Origin of the sequence: Fictibacillus barbaricus (assembly GCF_031457135.1) — a bacterium.
Taxonomy (GTDB): Bacteria; Bacillota; Bacilli; order Bacillales; family Fictibacillaceae; genus Fictibacillus; species Fictibacillus barbaricus_A.
In genome coordinates this window covers 65,946-82,447 of record NZ_JAVDWA010000005.1, presented here as the reverse complement: position 1 = coordinate 82,447, position 16,502 = coordinate 65,946, and the positions used below count along the sequence as shown (strand labels likewise).

The 16,502-nt window shown below is 38.5% G+C and carries 17 protein-coding genes; 8 read left to right on the top strand and 9 right to left on the bottom strand.

Translation table 11 applies throughout. The features are described 5' to 3' along the window. Positions 1-174 precede the first annotated feature (174 nt). The gene (locus J2X07_RS14375; RefSeq protein WP_310260065.1) at positions 175-1,044 is read left to right on the top strand and encodes an NAD(P)-dependent oxidoreductase; all 870 of its coding nucleotides are present in this window, start codon (positions 175-177) and stop codon (positions 1,042-1,044) included. A gap of 57 nt (positions 1,045-1,101) precedes the next feature. Here the strand turns inward: J2X07_RS14375 and J2X07_RS14370 are convergent, their stop codons facing one another. From J2X07_RS14370 to J2X07_RS14350, 5 genes are all read right to left on the bottom strand, one after another. Beyond that, positions 1,102-2,691 (bottom strand): hypothetical protein, encoded by a 1,590-nt coding sequence (locus tag J2X07_RS14370; RefSeq protein WP_310260062.1) that lies wholly within the window; start codon positions 2,689-2,691, stop codon positions 1,102-1,104. Positions 2,692-3,046: 355 nt separating this feature from the next. Next, on the bottom strand, positions 3,047-3,844 hold the full coding sequence (gene phnE, locus J2X07_RS14365; RefSeq protein WP_396194298.1) for a phosphonate ABC transporter, permease protein PhnE: 798 nt from the start codon (positions 3,842-3,844) through the stop codon (positions 3,047-3,049). Continuing rightward, positions 3,841-4,662, bottom strand: coding sequence for a phosphonate ABC transporter, permease protein PhnE (gene phnE, locus J2X07_RS14360; RefSeq protein WP_310260059.1), 822 nt, complete (start codon positions 4,660-4,662; stop codon positions 3,841-3,843). The genes phnE (J2X07_RS14365) and phnE (J2X07_RS14360) overlap by 4 nt, the downstream gene beginning before the upstream one ends. After that, positions 4,659-5,429, bottom strand: coding sequence for a phosphonate ABC transporter ATP-binding protein (phnC, locus tag J2X07_RS14355; RefSeq protein WP_310260056.1), 771 nt, complete (start codon positions 5,427-5,429; stop codon positions 4,659-4,661). Before phnC ends, phnE (J2X07_RS14360) begins: the two co-directional genes overlap by 4 nt. Positions 5,430-5,583: 154 nt before the next feature. Further along, positions 5,584-6,513, bottom strand: a complete 930-nt coding sequence (locus tag J2X07_RS14350; RefSeq protein ID WP_310260053.1) for a phosphate/phosphite/phosphonate ABC transporter substrate-binding protein — start codon at positions 6,511-6,513, stop codon at positions 5,584-5,586. Positions 6,514-6,662: 149 nt separating this feature from the next. Between J2X07_RS14350 and J2X07_RS14345 the strand changes: the two genes are divergently transcribed. From J2X07_RS14345 to J2X07_RS14330, 4 genes are all read left to right on the top strand, one after another. Next, on the top strand, positions 6,663-8,246 hold the full coding sequence (locus J2X07_RS14345; protein ID WP_310260050.1) for a bifunctional metallophosphatase/5'-nucleotidase: 1,584 nt from the start codon (positions 6,663-6,665) through the stop codon (positions 8,244-8,246). 17 nt (positions 8,247-8,263) lie between these two features. Then, on the top strand, positions 8,264-8,818 hold the full coding sequence (locus J2X07_RS14340; RefSeq protein WP_310260047.1) for a hypothetical protein: 555 nt from the start codon (positions 8,264-8,266) through the stop codon (positions 8,816-8,818). 135 nt (positions 8,819-8,953) lie between these two features. Then, positions 8,954-9,328 (top strand): SLAP domain-containing protein, encoded by a 375-nt coding sequence (locus tag J2X07_RS14335; protein ID WP_310260044.1) that lies wholly within the window; start codon positions 8,954-8,956, stop codon positions 9,326-9,328. Positions 9,329-9,556: 228 nt separating this feature from the next. Continuing rightward, on the top strand, positions 9,557-9,781 hold the full coding sequence (locus tag J2X07_RS14330; protein WP_310260041.1) for a hypothetical protein: 225 nt from the start codon (positions 9,557-9,559) through the stop codon (positions 9,779-9,781). Between the two features lie 35 nt (positions 9,782-9,816). Here the strand turns inward: J2X07_RS14330 and J2X07_RS14325 are convergent, their stop codons facing one another. Further along, positions 9,817-10,314 (bottom strand): YajQ family cyclic di-GMP-binding protein, encoded by a 498-nt coding sequence (locus tag J2X07_RS14325; RefSeq protein ID WP_310260038.1) that lies wholly within the window; start codon positions 10,312-10,314, stop codon positions 9,817-9,819. A 175-nt stretch (positions 10,315-10,489) separates the two neighbouring features. Between J2X07_RS14325 and J2X07_RS14320 the strand changes: the two genes are divergently transcribed. Next, positions 10,490-11,287, top strand: coding sequence for an alpha/beta fold hydrolase (locus tag J2X07_RS14320; RefSeq protein WP_310260036.1), 798 nt, complete (start codon positions 10,490-10,492; stop codon positions 11,285-11,287). A 186-nt stretch (positions 11,288-11,473) separates the two neighbouring features. On the opposite strand, the gene J2X07_RS14315 is transcribed toward J2X07_RS14320, so the two are convergent. Next, positions 11,474-12,685, bottom strand: coding sequence for an NAD(P)/FAD-dependent oxidoreductase (locus J2X07_RS14315; protein WP_310260033.1), 1,212 nt, complete (start codon positions 12,683-12,685; stop codon positions 11,474-11,476). Between the two features lie 170 nt (positions 12,686-12,855). Continuing rightward, the gene (locus J2X07_RS14310; RefSeq protein WP_310260030.1) at positions 12,856-13,206 is read right to left on the bottom strand and encodes a general stress protein; all 351 of its coding nucleotides are present in this window, start codon (positions 13,204-13,206) and stop codon (positions 12,856-12,858) included. A 234-nt stretch (positions 13,207-13,440) separates the two neighbouring features. Here J2X07_RS14310 and J2X07_RS14305 point away from each other — a divergent pair, with 234 nt between their 5' ends. Then, positions 13,441-15,039: a bifunctional metallophosphatase/5'-nucleotidase gene (locus J2X07_RS14305; RefSeq protein ID WP_310260028.1), complete on the top strand. Its 1,599-nt coding sequence runs from the start codon at positions 13,441-13,443 to the stop codon at positions 15,037-15,039. Between the two features lie 277 nt (positions 15,040-15,316). Here the strand turns inward: J2X07_RS14305 and J2X07_RS14300 are convergent, their stop codons facing one another. Further along, on the bottom strand, positions 15,317-15,871 hold the full coding sequence (locus J2X07_RS14300) for a beta-class carbonic anhydrase (RefSeq protein ID WP_310260025.1): 555 nt from the start codon (positions 15,869-15,871) through the stop codon (positions 15,317-15,319). Positions 15,872-16,224: 353 nt separating this feature from the next. Here J2X07_RS14300 and J2X07_RS14295 point away from each other — a divergent pair, with 353 nt between their 5' ends. Beyond that, positions 16,225-16,455: a hypothetical protein gene (locus J2X07_RS14295; protein WP_310260022.1), complete on the top strand. Its 231-nt coding sequence runs from the start codon at positions 16,225-16,227 to the stop codon at positions 16,453-16,455. Positions 16,456-16,502: the final 47 nt, after the last annotated feature.

The window sequence follows — 16,502 nt, the reverse complement described above, 5'->3', positions numbered from 1 at the left end:
AAGATTGTTGCTTATTATTTATTGTCTTCTTTGACAGTTGATTGGAGTACAATGTGTGAGACTCCTGCCCCGCGGAAAGCGAGTAACCTGAAACGGAAATCAATTACTATCAAAAGCAACATTGAATACGAAAATAGCATAATAAAAAAATACATAGTAAGGAGTGGGAAGGTTTTGCAAACAATCGGTTTTATTGGAATAGGTGTAATGGGAAAGAGTATGGCTGGTCATCTTATGAAGGCTGGGTATCCATTAAATGTTTACACGAGAACAAAGGAAAAAGCAGAGGAAATGATTGAAAAAGGAGCAAATTGGGCTTCTTCACCTGCAGAAATTGCTCAAAATTCGGATATTATTATAACGATGGTCGGTTATCCATCTGATGTTGAACAAGTTTACTTAAGTGACGAAGGATTAATCGAACATGCAAAACCAGGTTCGTTTTTGATTGATATGACAACTTCCAGTCCGCAGCTTGCTAAAAAAATAACAGCTGCAGCTGCAGAAAAAAGAATAAAGGCGCTGGATGCACCTGTATCGGGTGGCGATATAGGGGCAAAAGAAGCAAGATTATCAATCATGGTCGGAGGAGATCAATCGGCATTTGAAGAATTGAATCCTGTATTCTCTTTAATGGGATCAAACGTTGTGTATCAAGGAAAAGCTGGTTCAGGACAGCACACAAAAATGTGCAATCAAATCGCAATTGCATCTGGAATGATTGGTGTATGTGAAGCTATTCTTTATGCAGAAAAAGCTGGGCTTGACCCAGAGACTGTTCTGAAAAGTATAGAATCTGGAGCGGCAGGAAGCTGGTCTTTAAGCAACTTGGCTCCACGCATGCTAAAAGGCGATTTCGCGCCAGGGTTTTATGTGAAACATTTTATAAAAGATATGACGATTGCGCTAAACTCTGCTGAAGAAATGGGATTGGCGACACCGGGCTTATCATTAACGAAAAAGCTTTATGAAGAGCTTGCTGAAATGGGCGAAGAGAACAGCGGCACGCACGCATTATATAAACGTTTAAAAAACCAGGGATAAACACCCTGGTTTTTCTATTGAATCAAAAAAAGCAGGGGAATGACTCCCTGCTTTTCATTAATATACGTAAGTTCCAACTACAAACAACTGAAATAAAACAGTGACTCCTATAAAATACGATACTTGTGCAAAGAGTCCCCAGTCTTTATTTTTTACTAAGTGCATGACATATAAAGCAATAACGGATACCACAACCGGTATGACAAATGAGCTTCCTGTAAACGTTAAGTAGTCCGGTGCAAATGTATAGAATTGTGCATTGAACAATGATTGAATCACATACATTTGAGTAAGGATGAAAAGGGCAATGGATAGCCACTTCACCCACGGTTTTTCATCTTCAATCATATCGATTCTAACAAAATATAAAATGCCTAAAAATAATATAGACGGTACAACCCATACAAATGCGTTGGTCATCGCAATAAAGGAAACGACAGAAGCTGTGCATGCATCAAATACAGCGCTAGAAACATCTTGTTTTTGAATCGACTGGCTTTTTTTAATGATTCCTGGGTCCTTACTTGCTGCATATAATTGAAAATCGGCTATCGAATTTGCCTTTAGCCAGAAAACGGTTTGATCATCAGCTTTTAATGGATAAGTGGAATAATCTTTTGTTGTACTGATTCTATTGGTTTCCCACTTTCCGTTCTCCAACACAGCGTTATAAATATTTCCTGCTTCTTTTTTATTTGAAATTGGCCCACTCGCTGCAAAAAGTACAGCAGGTTTGCCATTTTCGATATTCAGCTGCTGATAATTCGGATTTTCTAAATTAGAATGATAAGCTTTGTCTTTAAATGAAATCTCATTAAATGATAGTTTATTTAAATTTGAGATGGATACAGCTCCATAATAAGTTTTAAATGATTTCGTTCCTTGTTTGGAAGAGTATAAAGTATAGAGAAAATGAACTTTTTCCTTTGATTCTGCAAAACGGAAGTTATAGATTTTATCTGTACTCGATTTCTCGTACCTTAAAATGGATGAAGCTTCATACTTTCCGTTCTCATCATGCAGATAAATGGACTCCATATTAACTTTTTCACCAACAATAGCAACAAATGAGGAAGAATCAGGATGACTGGTTAGATCTGCTAGTTTTTCTTGTGCCTTAAAGATCAATTTGCTTTTACTTGCCTTCGGATCATATACATATACTTCATTGCCTTTTGAATAAGCGAAACGTTCTTTTGCCGCTGCTAAATAATCAGCGTTTTTTTCGATAACCGTATTCTTATTACCATCAGATAAAATCAACTCTCCGCTGCTTGAAATGAATGCATATTTTTCGCCATTCGACCAAAAATGACTTCTTTCATCAATTGGAAGTTTAGTCGTTTTCTCTGCTTTCACATTTAGCTTTTGATCTAATGTGGCTTTTTTAATGCCATCGCTTTGATGTGTATAAACGACATATTGATTATTTTCCTTATATACAAGTGGTTGTGTGCTATTAGAATCAACTGGTACACTGATGGAACGGCTCCATTCTTCAGATGGAAGTTTCGTTTCTTGACGAATATTATTCCAAACAACTAAACCGAATAACAAAATCACAATTGTAATTGGAAGTAACATTGCTTTGCGATTGCGATCCGAACTTTTCTTCTTTTTCTTTTTTGGTTTCGAATCAATGTTCATAGAAAGGCCCCCCTTTTTTCTCTAAAAATGAACAAGATTATAGTATTCGATAGGTTAGACGATTATCCCTGTAAAATGTTTCAAAATTATTTTAAATTATCAAGCAACGAATCATGAACACTCAAAAAATAGGATTATTCCCTTGGAAATAATGTCGGAATTTCTGTTATTTGGACGAAAAAAACCAGACAGCCCTATAAATCTGTCTGGTTCACTATTTTGGCTGTTTTCTAATAGATTGTTACTTCTGAGGCATTTTATAATTTGACACCGCAAGCCACACGGAAAGCGAGCATCCTAAAACGTAGAACAACTGCCTTCAAGATCAACAATAATTGCGAATAAATCTATTATTTTAAACGATTTTTCTGCGGATAAATCCTGAAATCATATCAATCAGCGTTACCATGACAACAATACCAAGCAGAATAATTCCTACACGGTTCCAGTCACGAGAGGTTAGAGCAAAAATTAGAGGTGTCCCGATACCTCCTGCACCAATAACCCCTAATATCGTTGCGGATCGTACGTTAATCTCAAAGCGATACAGCGTATAGGACAAGAAGTCTGGAAATACTTGCGGAAGTACAGCAAACCAAAGAACCTGAAAGCGGTTTGCCCCCGTTGCAAGCAAGGCTTCTGTTGGTCCAAGGTCCATGTTTTCGATCGCTTCAGAGAAAAGCTTGCCGAGCATACCGATGGAATGAAGTCCAAGTGCCAATACACCTGCAAATGATCCAGGTCCTACAGCTTTAATAAAGATAATCGCCATAATGATCTCTGGAAAAGTACGAACGACACTCAATGCGAATTTTCCTGTGCCAGAAATTTGTTTGAACTTGCTGATGTTGTTTGCTGCCCAAAATGCAAAAGGAACACAAAGAATTGCTGATATGAAAGTACCTAGAACTGCAATTGCAAGTGTGTCGAGCAGTCCTCTTAGAAGGTCTTCTCCTTCTGGTAAATAGACATAATCCCAATCCGGATGGAAGATTCCTCTAATAATAGCCTGAGAGATAATACCAGCTGTTTCTTTAAATCCATTAAAATCAATACCGGCAAAGGACCAAACATAAAGAGCGGTCAATAATACAAATATGGTTATTTTGAAAAAGATTTTTCTAGGCGGTCGTTTAACTGAATACGTACTCATAGCAATTTCTCCCGTATCTTCGTGCTTGTATAGTCGATGATCAAAACAATAACGAGTGTGAAAATAATAATTGATGCAACTCGGTCATATTGAAGGAAGCCGAGTGTTTTTTCATAATAATGACCAATCCCGCCGGCACCAACTAATCCTAGGACTGCAGCTGCACGGACGTTTACCTCAAAAGTATACAGCGTGTATGACATAAAATGTGCTGAGATCTGTGGCACAACACCGAAAAAGATCCATTGCATTTTATTAGCACCTACAGCAGTCATGGCTTCTAATGGCCCTTTATCAATCGCTTCGATTGTTTCATATAAGAGCTTTGAAATAAGTCCAAGAGAAAATAAAGTTAAAGCCAGAATTCCTGGGAACGCTCCAAGTCCAAAGATGGAAACGAATATCGCTGCGGTCAGTAGATCAGGAATAGTACGATTTAAATTCAATAGCATACGAGTCGGGTAAAAAAGCACTTTACTCTTCACAACGTTTGATGCTGCGAGCAATGAAAGCGGAATGGCTAATATTGCTCCAAATGTTGTTCCTAGGACAGCCATGCGGATCGTTTCAAGCATAGGCTCAATGATGGGTTTAAAATAAGCCCAGTCCGGCGGCAGCATTTCGTTAAAAAGCTTTCCCATTTCTGGAAACCCTAAAATTAATTCTTCAAACGTTGCGTCCGTTTTATAAGCACTCGCCCAAAGAAGACCGATAACGATCAATACCGTTAAATAATGTTTCAATTTGCTTGGCGGTGAAGGGATATGGCCAAGAGGCTTTTGTGTCTGTTTTCCGGAATTTAATTCTGTGTTGATCATACAGGTTCACCTAATAACTCATCTTTGCTGATTTCACGTCCGTAAATTTCAGAGAATTTTTCGTCTGTTGCATCCGAAACTGGACCATCAAATACAACTTCACCGGCTCTTAGTCCAATAATGCGTGTTGCATATTGTCTCGCGAGGTCGATAAAGTGAAGATTAACAATTGTAGTAATGCCAAGTTCGCGGTTAATGCGCTGCAAGTCGTCCATTACTTGTACGGTTGTCAGCGGATCCAATGATGCGACAGGCTCATCGGCAAGAATGATTTTTGCTTCTTGGGCAAGTGCGCGTGCGATTGATACACGCTGCTGTTGTCCGCCTGAAAGCTCGTCTGCACGCGAATAGGCTTTTTCTAGAATATTTACGCGTTCCAAAGCGCGAAGTGAAAGGTCGATATCCTCTTTAGGAAACATGCCTAGTACGGTTCGTAATGTAGAATGATAACCAACACGTCCAGATAAAACGTTTTTTAATACGGATGAACGCTTTACGAGGTTGAAATTTTGAAAGATCATCCCGATGTCGCGGCGGATTTTTAATAATTCTTTACCTGCAGCTTTTGTAATGGATTGTCCATGGATAACAATTTCACCGTCCGTGATTTCATGGAGGCGGTTGATTGAACGGAGCAGTGTAGACTTACCAGCTCCTGAGAGACCGACAATCACCACAAATTCACCAGGCTCGATTGTGAGATTAATATCATTTAGACCAATCGTGCCGTTTGGATATACCTTTGAAACATTTTTAAACTCTATCATGTATGTGTAACCAACTTTCTGCTAAATTCGTGTAATTATAGAAAATTTCGACAAAATCACATGTGTTCCCTGCCATTTTCAAGAAAAATATTAGGCAAAGAAAAACCGCAAAGAGGAGGTAGCCTCATGCGGTTTTATGGTTTACGGCTTCACATTACTCAGAAACTTTTTTACCGTATTCACGAACGATGTCGAAGTTGCTATCCTTTGATTTCACATAGCCTTCGTGAGAGTAGATATCTTTCACGATTTGGTGTCCTTCATCACTTTTAGCGATGTTGATGAATGCTTGTTGGATTTTTGTTTTCCATTTATCAGTCATGTCAGAACGAACAGAAATCGTGTCGTTAGGGATTGGTTCAGTGCGGTAAAGTACGCGAACATCGTCAAATACTTTCGGATAATCGGCTTTTACAATGTTACGAGCATCTTCAAATACTGCAGCAGCATCTACATCGCCGTTTAGAACAGCTAGAACTGCTTGGTCATGTCCTTTTAATGTTGTTGTTTCAACATCAGACATTGGGTCAACTCCAGCTTTCATCATTTCTACTGCAGGCCATACATATCCAGCAGAAGAAGTTACGTTTTGGAAGCCCATTTTTTTGCCTTTAAGATCTTTAAGTTCTTTAATATCGGAATTCGCTTTAACGATGATCATAGATTTATAGCTATCAACGAGCTCATCTGTCGGTGATCCGTCTTTTTCATTTACACCATAACGCTGTGCTTGAAGAATTACATCAGCTGCGTTGTTTTCTTTAGCTAATACATAAGCTGTTGGAGGAAGGAACCCTACATCCACTTTTTTAGATTTCATTGCTTCAATAATTGTATTGTAATCAGTAGAAACACTTACTTTTACGTTGATTCCAAGCTCTTTACTCAATAATTTCTCAAGCGGCTTTGCTTTTGCTTCAAGTGTATCCGCGTTTTGAGATGGAACAAATTGTACGGTTAATTCTTTAGGTGCGTATCCTTCACTAGTCTTTCCAGAAGTTTCTTTCTTGTCGGAACTGCATCCGGCTAAAACTGACCCGGCAAGTAATACGGACATGCCGACTGTCGCTAATTTTTTAAACATTGTCGAACCCCCATAGAATATGTAAAATTTTCTTACTTTTCCATAATAACATAATTATTTACTTTAAAAGTAAATTTTTTGTAAAGGAGAAAACAATAGGAAACTAGTATAATTGACATAAGAGTTTAAGAGAAAGCAGGTTGATTTTTGTGGAACAGTCGATTCATATATACGTGACGAGTGATGTGCATGGAAATGTTCTCCCGTTAACATACGGCAATAATGAAGAAGCAGAGTTAGGTCTTGCGAAAGCCGCAGCCTTATTAAAGGAAGAAAAAAAGAAACATCAAAATTGTTTGGTGATGGATAACGGCGATTTGATTCAAGGAACGCCGCTCACTTATCATTACGCAAGGCTGGACAATGCTTTGCCAAACCCTATGATTCTTTTGTTAAATGAGCTTGAGTACGACGGTGCGGTGATCGGCAACCATGAGTTCAATTATGGATTTTCACTGCTGCAGGAAACAGTAGGACAATCGCGATTTCCATGGCTGTCTGCTAATATTGTCTGGCAGCAATCAGGAGAACCGGTATTCGGACAGCCTTACTTTATTAAAACATTTGAGAACGGAGTAAAGACCGCGGTGCTGGGGTTAACGACTCATTATATTCCGAACTGGGAAAATCCTGAGCATATTGAAGGGATTCAGTTTTTAGATGCGGTCGAAACGGCAAAGAAGTGGGTTCCTCTTTTAAAAGAGAAGGCAGACTTGATTATTGTTTCCTATCATGGCGGTTTTGAAAGGGATTTACAGACAGGGAAGCCGACTGAAACGCTGACGGGTGAAAACCAAGGATATCAGCTATGTATGGAAGTGGAAGGTATTGATGTCCTCCTGACTGGACACCAGCATCGGTTGATAGAGGGTTTAGAAGTGAATGGTGTTGCGGTTGTACAGCCTGGAACACAAGGAACTGCTGTAGGTCATGTGGAAGTAAAGATAAAGAGCGAAAATTCAACTTGGAAAGTGTTTGAAAAGAAATCCAAATTGCTTTCTACAAAGGGTTATGAGCCAGATAAGAAAATCATGGATTTAATTGCTCCTTATGAGGAAAAAACGCAAACATGGCTGGATCAGCCAATTGGATTTATTGAAGGCAATATGGAAATTACAAATCCGATGGAAACACGATTAAAAGATAGTGCTCTGATCGAATTCATTAACAAAGTTCAGATGGATGCAGCCGGTGCAGATATATCCAGCACGGCACTGTTTGATAACCGCTCAAAAGGGTTCGGCAGTCATGTGACGATGCGCGATATTGTGTCAAACTACATTTACCCAAACACGCTAAAAGTAGTCGAGATAACAGGAAAAAATATGAGAGAAGCATTAGAACGGTCTGCATCGTATTTCGTTATTACAGAAGATGGTGAGGTTGCGGTCAATCCGGATTTTTCTGTTCCGAAGCCGCAGCATTACAACTACGATATGTGGGAAGGAATTCACTACACGATTGATTTGTCCAAGCCGTTCGGTGAAAGGGTTATTGAATTGTCCTATAAAGGGAAAGAAGTTGGAGAAACAGAATTATATCGCGTTGTCATGAACAATTACCGTGCGGGGGGCGGCGGAGATTATCAAATGTTTAAAGGAAAACCCGTCATCAAGGATCTCTCTACCGATGTTTCTGAATTAATGGCGAATTATTTGTTAAAACGAGGCAAAATACAGGCAACATGTGATGATAACTGGAAAGTGATAGTACCATCTTCCTCTAAAAAATAAAAGAATGGGTGGGGCGATTGAACAGGAAAAGCCTGATTCTATTTTTCATAGCAATAGTCTTTCTTGTAAGTTGTCAAAGCAACAGTTCGAACGGAACATTAAATGATAAAAAATTGAAACTGCAAGACCATGCAAAAGGTGCTTATCCGAGGTATTATGAACGTGTTTCTAAAGAAACGGCAAGCAAAGCGCTTCCCTTTCCAATGAATCTGCCGAAAAAACTGCCGTTTAAAGTGGTATTGACGACATATCAAATTTCCGATTGGGGCGAAAAGAGAAATATTTTGCTCGATACTGTCTTTTATCCAAAGCAAGAAGGCAAGAATGTGTATTTAGCTTACCGAGTCTCTAACTTTTTGCCTAAAGGGGAAGAAAAAACGACAAAGGCAAAAGTGAAATTGGAAAACGGCACTGAGGCTTATTTTTCAGGAAACGCCGATCTTCCTATATTATTATGGGAAGAAGATGGATTGTTTCATAAGATGGAGTACTTAATTAGAGAAGGATCAGACAGCAAGAAGGAAAAAGAAAAACTTCTGAAAGCAGCCAGCTCGGTTTATGACAATAAATAGCTGACGTGAAGCTCCCTGCCCCGCGGAAAGCGAGCAACCTGGAATGGAAAGCAACTTCATTCAAAACAACGTGTTGTGAGTAGAAATTGGCATAATTGCTCATATGTTATGATAGTTCTAAGAGGTGATACGTCCATGCAAAAACTAGCATTTGAACAAGCTTGGGACAAAACGATCGCGGATCAGGACCGATTGGAGATACAGCGAGTATTCTCTGAAATGAATCATGAAAATAAAAAGGGTCAAGATGCTTTCCTATTAAAAACGGCGTTTAACCATAAACTACAATTCTTAGTTACGGTACTAGTTAATAATTATTCGAACGAGTCTTTTTCACTTTTGAATCAAAAAGCAGTATACGTAGAAAGTGGAAAAGTGATCGCAAAACTTGAATCAGAATATACATTAGAAATTCCATCACAAACGAGTATGCCATGGACATTTATTTTTTCTGAAGATCAATTAGAGCAGGATCCCAGTGGATACTCTGGAGAATTGAAATTTATATAAGAGGTTTATTAAAATCAGGAAGATGATTGTTTTCCTGATTTTTATTTTGATGTCTATGAATCGCGAGTAAAATTATGTCGAGATGTAGATAAAGTAGCCATACATGTAGAACTAAAGACATAACGTAGAGAATTACCTTTGTTGCTTTTTTCATATATTTAAATGGATATATTTGTTATGATCTCTATATAGGTAAAAAAAGTTTTGATTTCGACAAGGGGGAGCACTATGACAGGAACAATTTCAGTCATTATGGTTTTCGCAATTCCCATCATCGCTATTATCACAAGCCATTTTCAATCTCAGACGAAGCTGAAACACAAAATGATTAAAGATGAATTAGAGTTAGAACGATTGAAACACGACAACTATGTGATCGAAACGCAAAAAATGAGGCTGGAGCTGGAACAAATGAAGTTATTGAATCCAGCTGAACAAAAAAAGTCCATATAAAAAAGCCTCCATTTATTGCGAGGCTTTTTGTTTTTTTATCTGTAATTGATGAATTGCACTTCGATCGGTAGGTTTGCTTCACGAACAGCAGAGATGATTTGCTGCAGATCGTCTCTGTTTTTTCCGGTAACACGAATTTGGTCGTCTTGAATTTGGCTTTTCACTTTTAGCCCGGAATTTTTAATAAGTGTGTTGATTTTCTTTGCGTTGTCCTTATCAATTCCCGTCACCAGCTTTGCACGCTGACGAACTGTGCCGCCTGATGCTTGCTCGATCTTGCCGTAATCCAAGTTTTTCGTTGGAACTCCGCGTTTAATGAGCTTTGTAATCAATACATCTTTTAATTGCTCAAGCTTGTATTCATCATCTGAAACCAAAACTAGTTCTTCACTTGATTTATCAAGCGTGATCTCACTTTTGCTGCCTTTAAAATCGTAGCGTGTTGTAATTTCTTTTGTTGCAATGTTGATTGCATTGTCCACTTCAGATAAATCCACTTGTGAAACAATATCAAAAGAGCTTTCTTTACTCATATTTTGAAACCTCCTAGCGTTATATACGTTTATATAATTATAGTATAAAGACTATCGAGTTCTGTTTCCAGTTTGTCCACATTCTTTTCTCTGAGAATTGCGTACAAAAGTTAAAATTTTATGATAAAATGAAGGCTGGATTTCACAGATGCTTGTCAACTAGGAGGAGTACGGATTGCTTCATTACAAGACGTATGAAAACGAAAAAAATCATCAATGGGTGATTTTTGTCCATGGAGCAGGGGGCAGTTCATCCATTTGGTATAAACAATTAAGAGAATATAAGCAGCACTTTAATATATTGCTCGTTGATTTAAGAGGGCATGGAAAATCGAAATCAGATAAATTTTTATTGAAAAAATATTCGTTTAAAGAAGTAAGTTTGGATGTTCTCGAAGTTATGGATCATCTGAAAATTAAACAAGCGCATTTTGTAGGGATTTCACTTGGAACGATCTTGATCCAGACGATTGCTGAACTTAAGCCTGAACGTGTTGCTTCAATGACACTTGGCGGGGCAGTAACGAAGATGAATTTCCGATCGCAATTTTTAATTGCCGCAGGAAATCTGTGCAAATCATTTATTCCATATATGTGGCTGTATAGCTTGTTTGCCTGGGTGATCATGCCGAAGAAAAGGCACGAAGCATCTCGTTCTCTTTTTATTGGGGAGGCGAAGAAGCTCTGTCAGAATGAGTTCAAGCGCTGGTTCAAGTTAACGCTGAAAATCAATCCGTTTTTACAAACATTGCGAAAAAAAGAAATACCGATTCCAACTCTTTATATTATGGGTGAGGAAGATTATATGTTTTTGCCACCGATTCAGGCGTTTATCGGCAACAAAAAACATTCAAAGCTTTTGACAATTAAAGATTGCGGTCATGTTTGCAATGTAGATCAGCCGGAAATTTTTAATGAAAAGTCGATTCAATTTATTCAAAAACAAATAAAAGCAGCACGAACTGCTTCATAGACGATATATTAAGGTCCCTGTCTTTGCGGGGGCTTTTTTATTTAGCTCTGTTCAGTTTTGCCGAATTGAGTCGGCCGGTAATTAAAATGAGCAAAAGTTCGGGAATGTACAAAATAAATGGTGGTATAACCTGTATCAATCACAAAAACCCCCCGTCCATTCGTCTGGAACAGGGGGTTTATTCTTTTATAGATTTACTGCCCGTGCGATCGTAAACAATCTAGAAGCGGGGTGGAAGCCTTTTGTGATCAGGTCTTTGATGATTTGAGCTCCCATCATGCTATAGACAGTTCCGTTACCGCCAAACCCTAAACAATAATATTCACCAAGACGATTTGGATGCTCACCGATATATGGCATACCGTCGTGAGATTCGCCAAAAGTGGCGCACCAGGAATGGGAAATTTCAGGATTCATATCTGGGAAATGTTCTTTGATTTTTTCGATCAATCGTTCTCCACGTTCGGTTATGATCTCTTCATTTAAAGGGGCTTCAGATTTTTCTTCATCTAAACCGCCGGCAATAATTCTTCCGTCTTTTGTTGTTCTCATGTACAAATAAGGGCGTTTTGTTTCCCAAATCATCCATTCTTTGTACCAAGATTCGAGGGAAAGAGGCTTTGTTGCAATGGCATAAGAGCGGTTAAGATCTGCCCCTAACTGCTGGGCGAGAAAATCATTTTCATAACCGGTTGCAAAAATGATATACCGGGCTTGGATGGTTCCTTTTTCCGATTTACAGTTAAAGCCATGTACATTTTTTGTTTTCCGGATTAAAGGAGTTTGTTCATATATTTTCACACCTGATTCAGCTGCTTTTTTCAGGAGAAGCTGAACGAATTTATAAGGATTTACATCAGCATCTCCGCTTGTTAAAAGAGCTGCCTTTTTTGAAAAGGGAAAGCGGGAGGAGATATCTTCGGGTTCATAGAACTCCACAGGGAAATCATACTTTTTTAAAGCTTCATATTCTTTTATAAGTTTTGGAATGTCGTCACTGCTGCTTGCATAGTAGAGGCTCTTTTGGGGTCTGAATTCTGCATCCTCGGAAAGGTCATTAGCAGCTTCTGTTAGTTGTTTAAGCGCATCTTGACACAATTTATAAAAGTAAACAGCATCTTGTTCGCCGATTTCGTCTATCAGTTCATGAAGCATTTTATCACTTGAAAATTGAAGAAGACCGGTATTAGCAGATGAACTTCCATAACCAGGGGTTCTTCTGTCGATCAATGCTACATTCAAATCCGTTTCTTTGCTTAAGAGATAAGCGCACAACGCTCCGGACATTCCTCCTCCGACAATTAAACAATCACAGTTTATATTTTCTTCAAGTATTGGATATTGGGGTTCATTGGTATATGTGGTTGGCCAAAATAGGTCACCGTTGTGCAAATTCATATTACATTCCTCCTAGTCCTCTATTCTTTCCCCGGAAAAAGGAAGTAGAAACCAGTATGAACATAATATTTTTACAAAAATATTGGTAAATATCAAAATGAGAAACGACAAAAAAAGAGCCGCCAGCCCTTTTGAAGTAAAGGATTCAGCAGCTCTTTCTGTTTATCTTCTTATGGAATACTCGTAACTCTGTCACCATCTTGAACGATTAACAGAATTTTACCCATGTCTAATTTTTTCTCATATTGATCTGCTTCGACATCGGATAAGCCCATCTCCGTCATTTTTTTACGGAGCTCATCGCCTCGTGACTCAAATACATTGGATATTGCCGTTCCAAGTCCTTCTTCTTTTAAGCCAATCGTGTTTACATCTGCGTTATCCGCGAGATCACGAGTGTCATCTCTTTCATGTGAAAGAACATAGAGATCGTCTTCATGAATACCTTTCGCCTTTAAATCACTTGCCGCGGCAATTAATTCTTGTTGAGAGTTAAATTCATGTACTATTGGTTTACCCATTAGTTAGATCCTCTCCCTTATAAGAAGTTATAGTATGTATTCACGCTTTGACAGTTCATTAAACATCAATCGCGTGTGACAAAAGTACTAATTCGACTGATATGCGCAATTATTATAGGAATATATAACTCTTTTACAAGAAAAACACAGTGAATTTACAAAAATAACAAAATGAATCTATATAATGGAAATGGTTGAGTTTGTGATTATTAAAATGATAGGGGAGTAGGGAAAATGAAAAAAACGTTAACGGCTTTAGCGTTATCATTGGCTTTGACACCATGGGGATCTGTTGTGAATGCAGAGGGAAAAACGCATCAAGAGCACAAACCAAAACACACAGGAAATCACTATTTAAATGTACAGCTACTCGGTGTGAATGATTTTCACGGTCAGATTGATGTTACTAGAAAAGTAGCTGGACAAGATGTTGGACGAGCAGACTATTTGGCTGCTTATTTAAAGCAAAGAGAATCAGAAAATGAAAATACATTAATTGTTCACGCTGGAGATATGGTTGGTGCGAGCACACCTTCTTCTGCTTTGTTGCAGGACGAACCTACTGTTGAGATCATGAACGAAATCGGATTTGATGTAGGAACACTCGGAAATCATGAATTTGATGAAGGTGTGGATGAATTAAAACGTTTGATATATGGCGGATCGCATCCAAAAACAGGTTACTTTGAAGGTGCTGACTTTCCTTACATAGCAGCAAATGTTATCGATAAAGAGACGAAGAAACCGATTCTGCCTCCTTATGTAATCAAAAAGGTAAATGGCGTTAAGATTGGTTTTATAGGAGTCGCTTTATCTGATACACCTGATGTTGTTACACCGAGCGGAACAGCAGGAGTAGAGTTTACCGATGAAACAGAAGCAATCAATAAAGCTGCAAAAGAACTCAAACACAAAGGCGTAAAAGCGATGGTCGTTCTCGCTCATAATCCAATTGATCAAACCGGAGATCAAGTATCTGGTGAATTAGTCGATATCGCTAAAGGCGTTGATGATGAAGTTGATGTCATGTTTGGCGGCCACAACCATAGAAGTGCAAATGCAATCGTGGATGGAAAGCTTTTAGTAGAATCCTATTCTTACGGAACAGCTTTTTCGGATGTAGATTTGAAGATTGACCGCCGTACAAAAGATATCGTTGAGAAAAAAGCAGAAATCGTAACGACGTTTCATAACGGTATCACACCAGATGCTAATGTTTCGGCGTTAATTAAAAAAGCAGAAGATCAAGTAGCTCCAATCATTAATGAAGTGGTAGGTCATGCCCCTGCACTATTATCGGGTGAAGGTTCTTATAATGGAGAAACTGTATTAGGAAATATCATTGCTGATTCAATGACGGAACAAACGGGAACTGATTTTGCGTTCATGAACCCTGGCGGAATCCGAGCGGTTATTGAACCTGGTGATGTAACCTGGGGTGAACTTTTCACTGTACAGCCTTTCGGAAATGACCTTGTAACAATGTCTTTAACAGGTGCACAAATCAAACAATTGCTCGAATCACAATGGTCGAGTGAAGAAAAGATCCTGCAGATTTCAGGCCTGAAAGTGGTTTATAACATGGCAAAGCCTGTGGGAGAACGTACGGTTTCAATGACGAAAACAGATGGTACACCGATCGAGCCTGGAACTGAATATACGATAACGGTAAACAACTTCATGGCAGGCGGCGGTGACGGATATACGGTTTTATTAGAAGGAAAAAATCCAACTATAAATGTAACTGACCTCGATGCACTCGTAAATTACTTTAAGAAACGTGATGAAGTAACAGGAGCAGTCGAAGGCCGTATTACGAAAATCAATCAATAATAAGAAAAAGGCAAAGCAGAAAAAATTCTGCTTTGCCTTTTATTATTTCGCTTTTTTAGATTGTTGTTAATGAGGTAATTATGTAATTTAACTCCAATGACAAGTTGATTGGAGTGTAAGGTGCGAGACTCCTGCGGGAACAGGGGGACAGGTGAGACCATTCAATGTCGCAAGGCGACGAGTGGGCTCACCGCACACCCCGCGGAAAGCGAGCATCCTGAAACGGAAAACAACTACTTTCAGAAACAACAAAGATTACGAAAACGGCTGTTTATTTTTAGCCTTTATCTACAACATCAAGCTTACCTGTTGAAGGGTCGATAACAAGTCCGTGCACAAGCACTCCCTTAGGAAGAAGCGGATGATTCCTTACTAGATCAACACTTTTTTGTACAGAATCACTGACATTGTCAAATCCTTTTAACCAGTTTTTTAGATCGAGTCCAGAATATTTCAGTGTATCGAGCGTATCATCACTAATTCCACGATCCTTCATTTTAGCCATGAATTTGTCAGGATCAACACTGCTCATCCCGCAATCATAATGTCCGATAACACAGATCTCTTCAGCTTTAAGCTCATAAATCGCAACTAAAATACTTCTCATGATCGAGCCGAACGGATGCGAGATGACGGCCCCAGCAGATTTTACAATTTTTACATCTCCGTTTTTGATGTTCATCGCATTTGGCAATAGCTGCGTTAATCTTGTATCCATGCAAGATACAATGACGAGCCCTTTATCCGGGAATTTCGTCGTTTGGAAAGGTTCATATTCTTTGTTTTCAACAAATTGATGATTATACTCTAAGATTTCGTTTAGTATGGACATGATTTTCCTCCGCTTTTCTACAGAATATTTTCTACAAATAAAATGGTATTAAAACATGTGTCTTTTTCTTTCATAATAAGCCTGAACTCGCTAACTTATTCAGTCACTATTATCCCATTATACAAAAGAGTGTGATTAATCTGCAGTATTTTGTATGTAAGACTGTGTTTTTGTTGAGAGAAACTTTAAAAGAAAACGAGATTGTGACAAACATTTTATCATAAGGCACGTATAATCACACTTAACACCACATAAATTGGTAAGTTCGAAAGGAGGAAGAAATTTAAAGACTTGCCAGTAGGTTTTAAATAGATCGGGACTTTTATCTTTTAAATTTGAAAGGGGTAGGGGCAATGGAGGTTATGACGTACGTTCTTTGGATGCTGTTATTAGTGGGGTCTGTCATGAAAAATCATCTTCTGTTAATTTCTGCGCCTAAATCAGGACAAGCTGTGCCGGCGGCTCGCAAAAAGGCAACTCTAAAATTTAGCACGAAGAAAAAGAATGAGAAGGTCATAGAGTTAGCACTGGCAGTTAAGCAGACCCAAAACAAGCAGATATTCAGCTGGATTGATACGTCGTAACCAAATAAATGTATTTCATGTGTAAAGGTATAGACTTAGAAATTTTG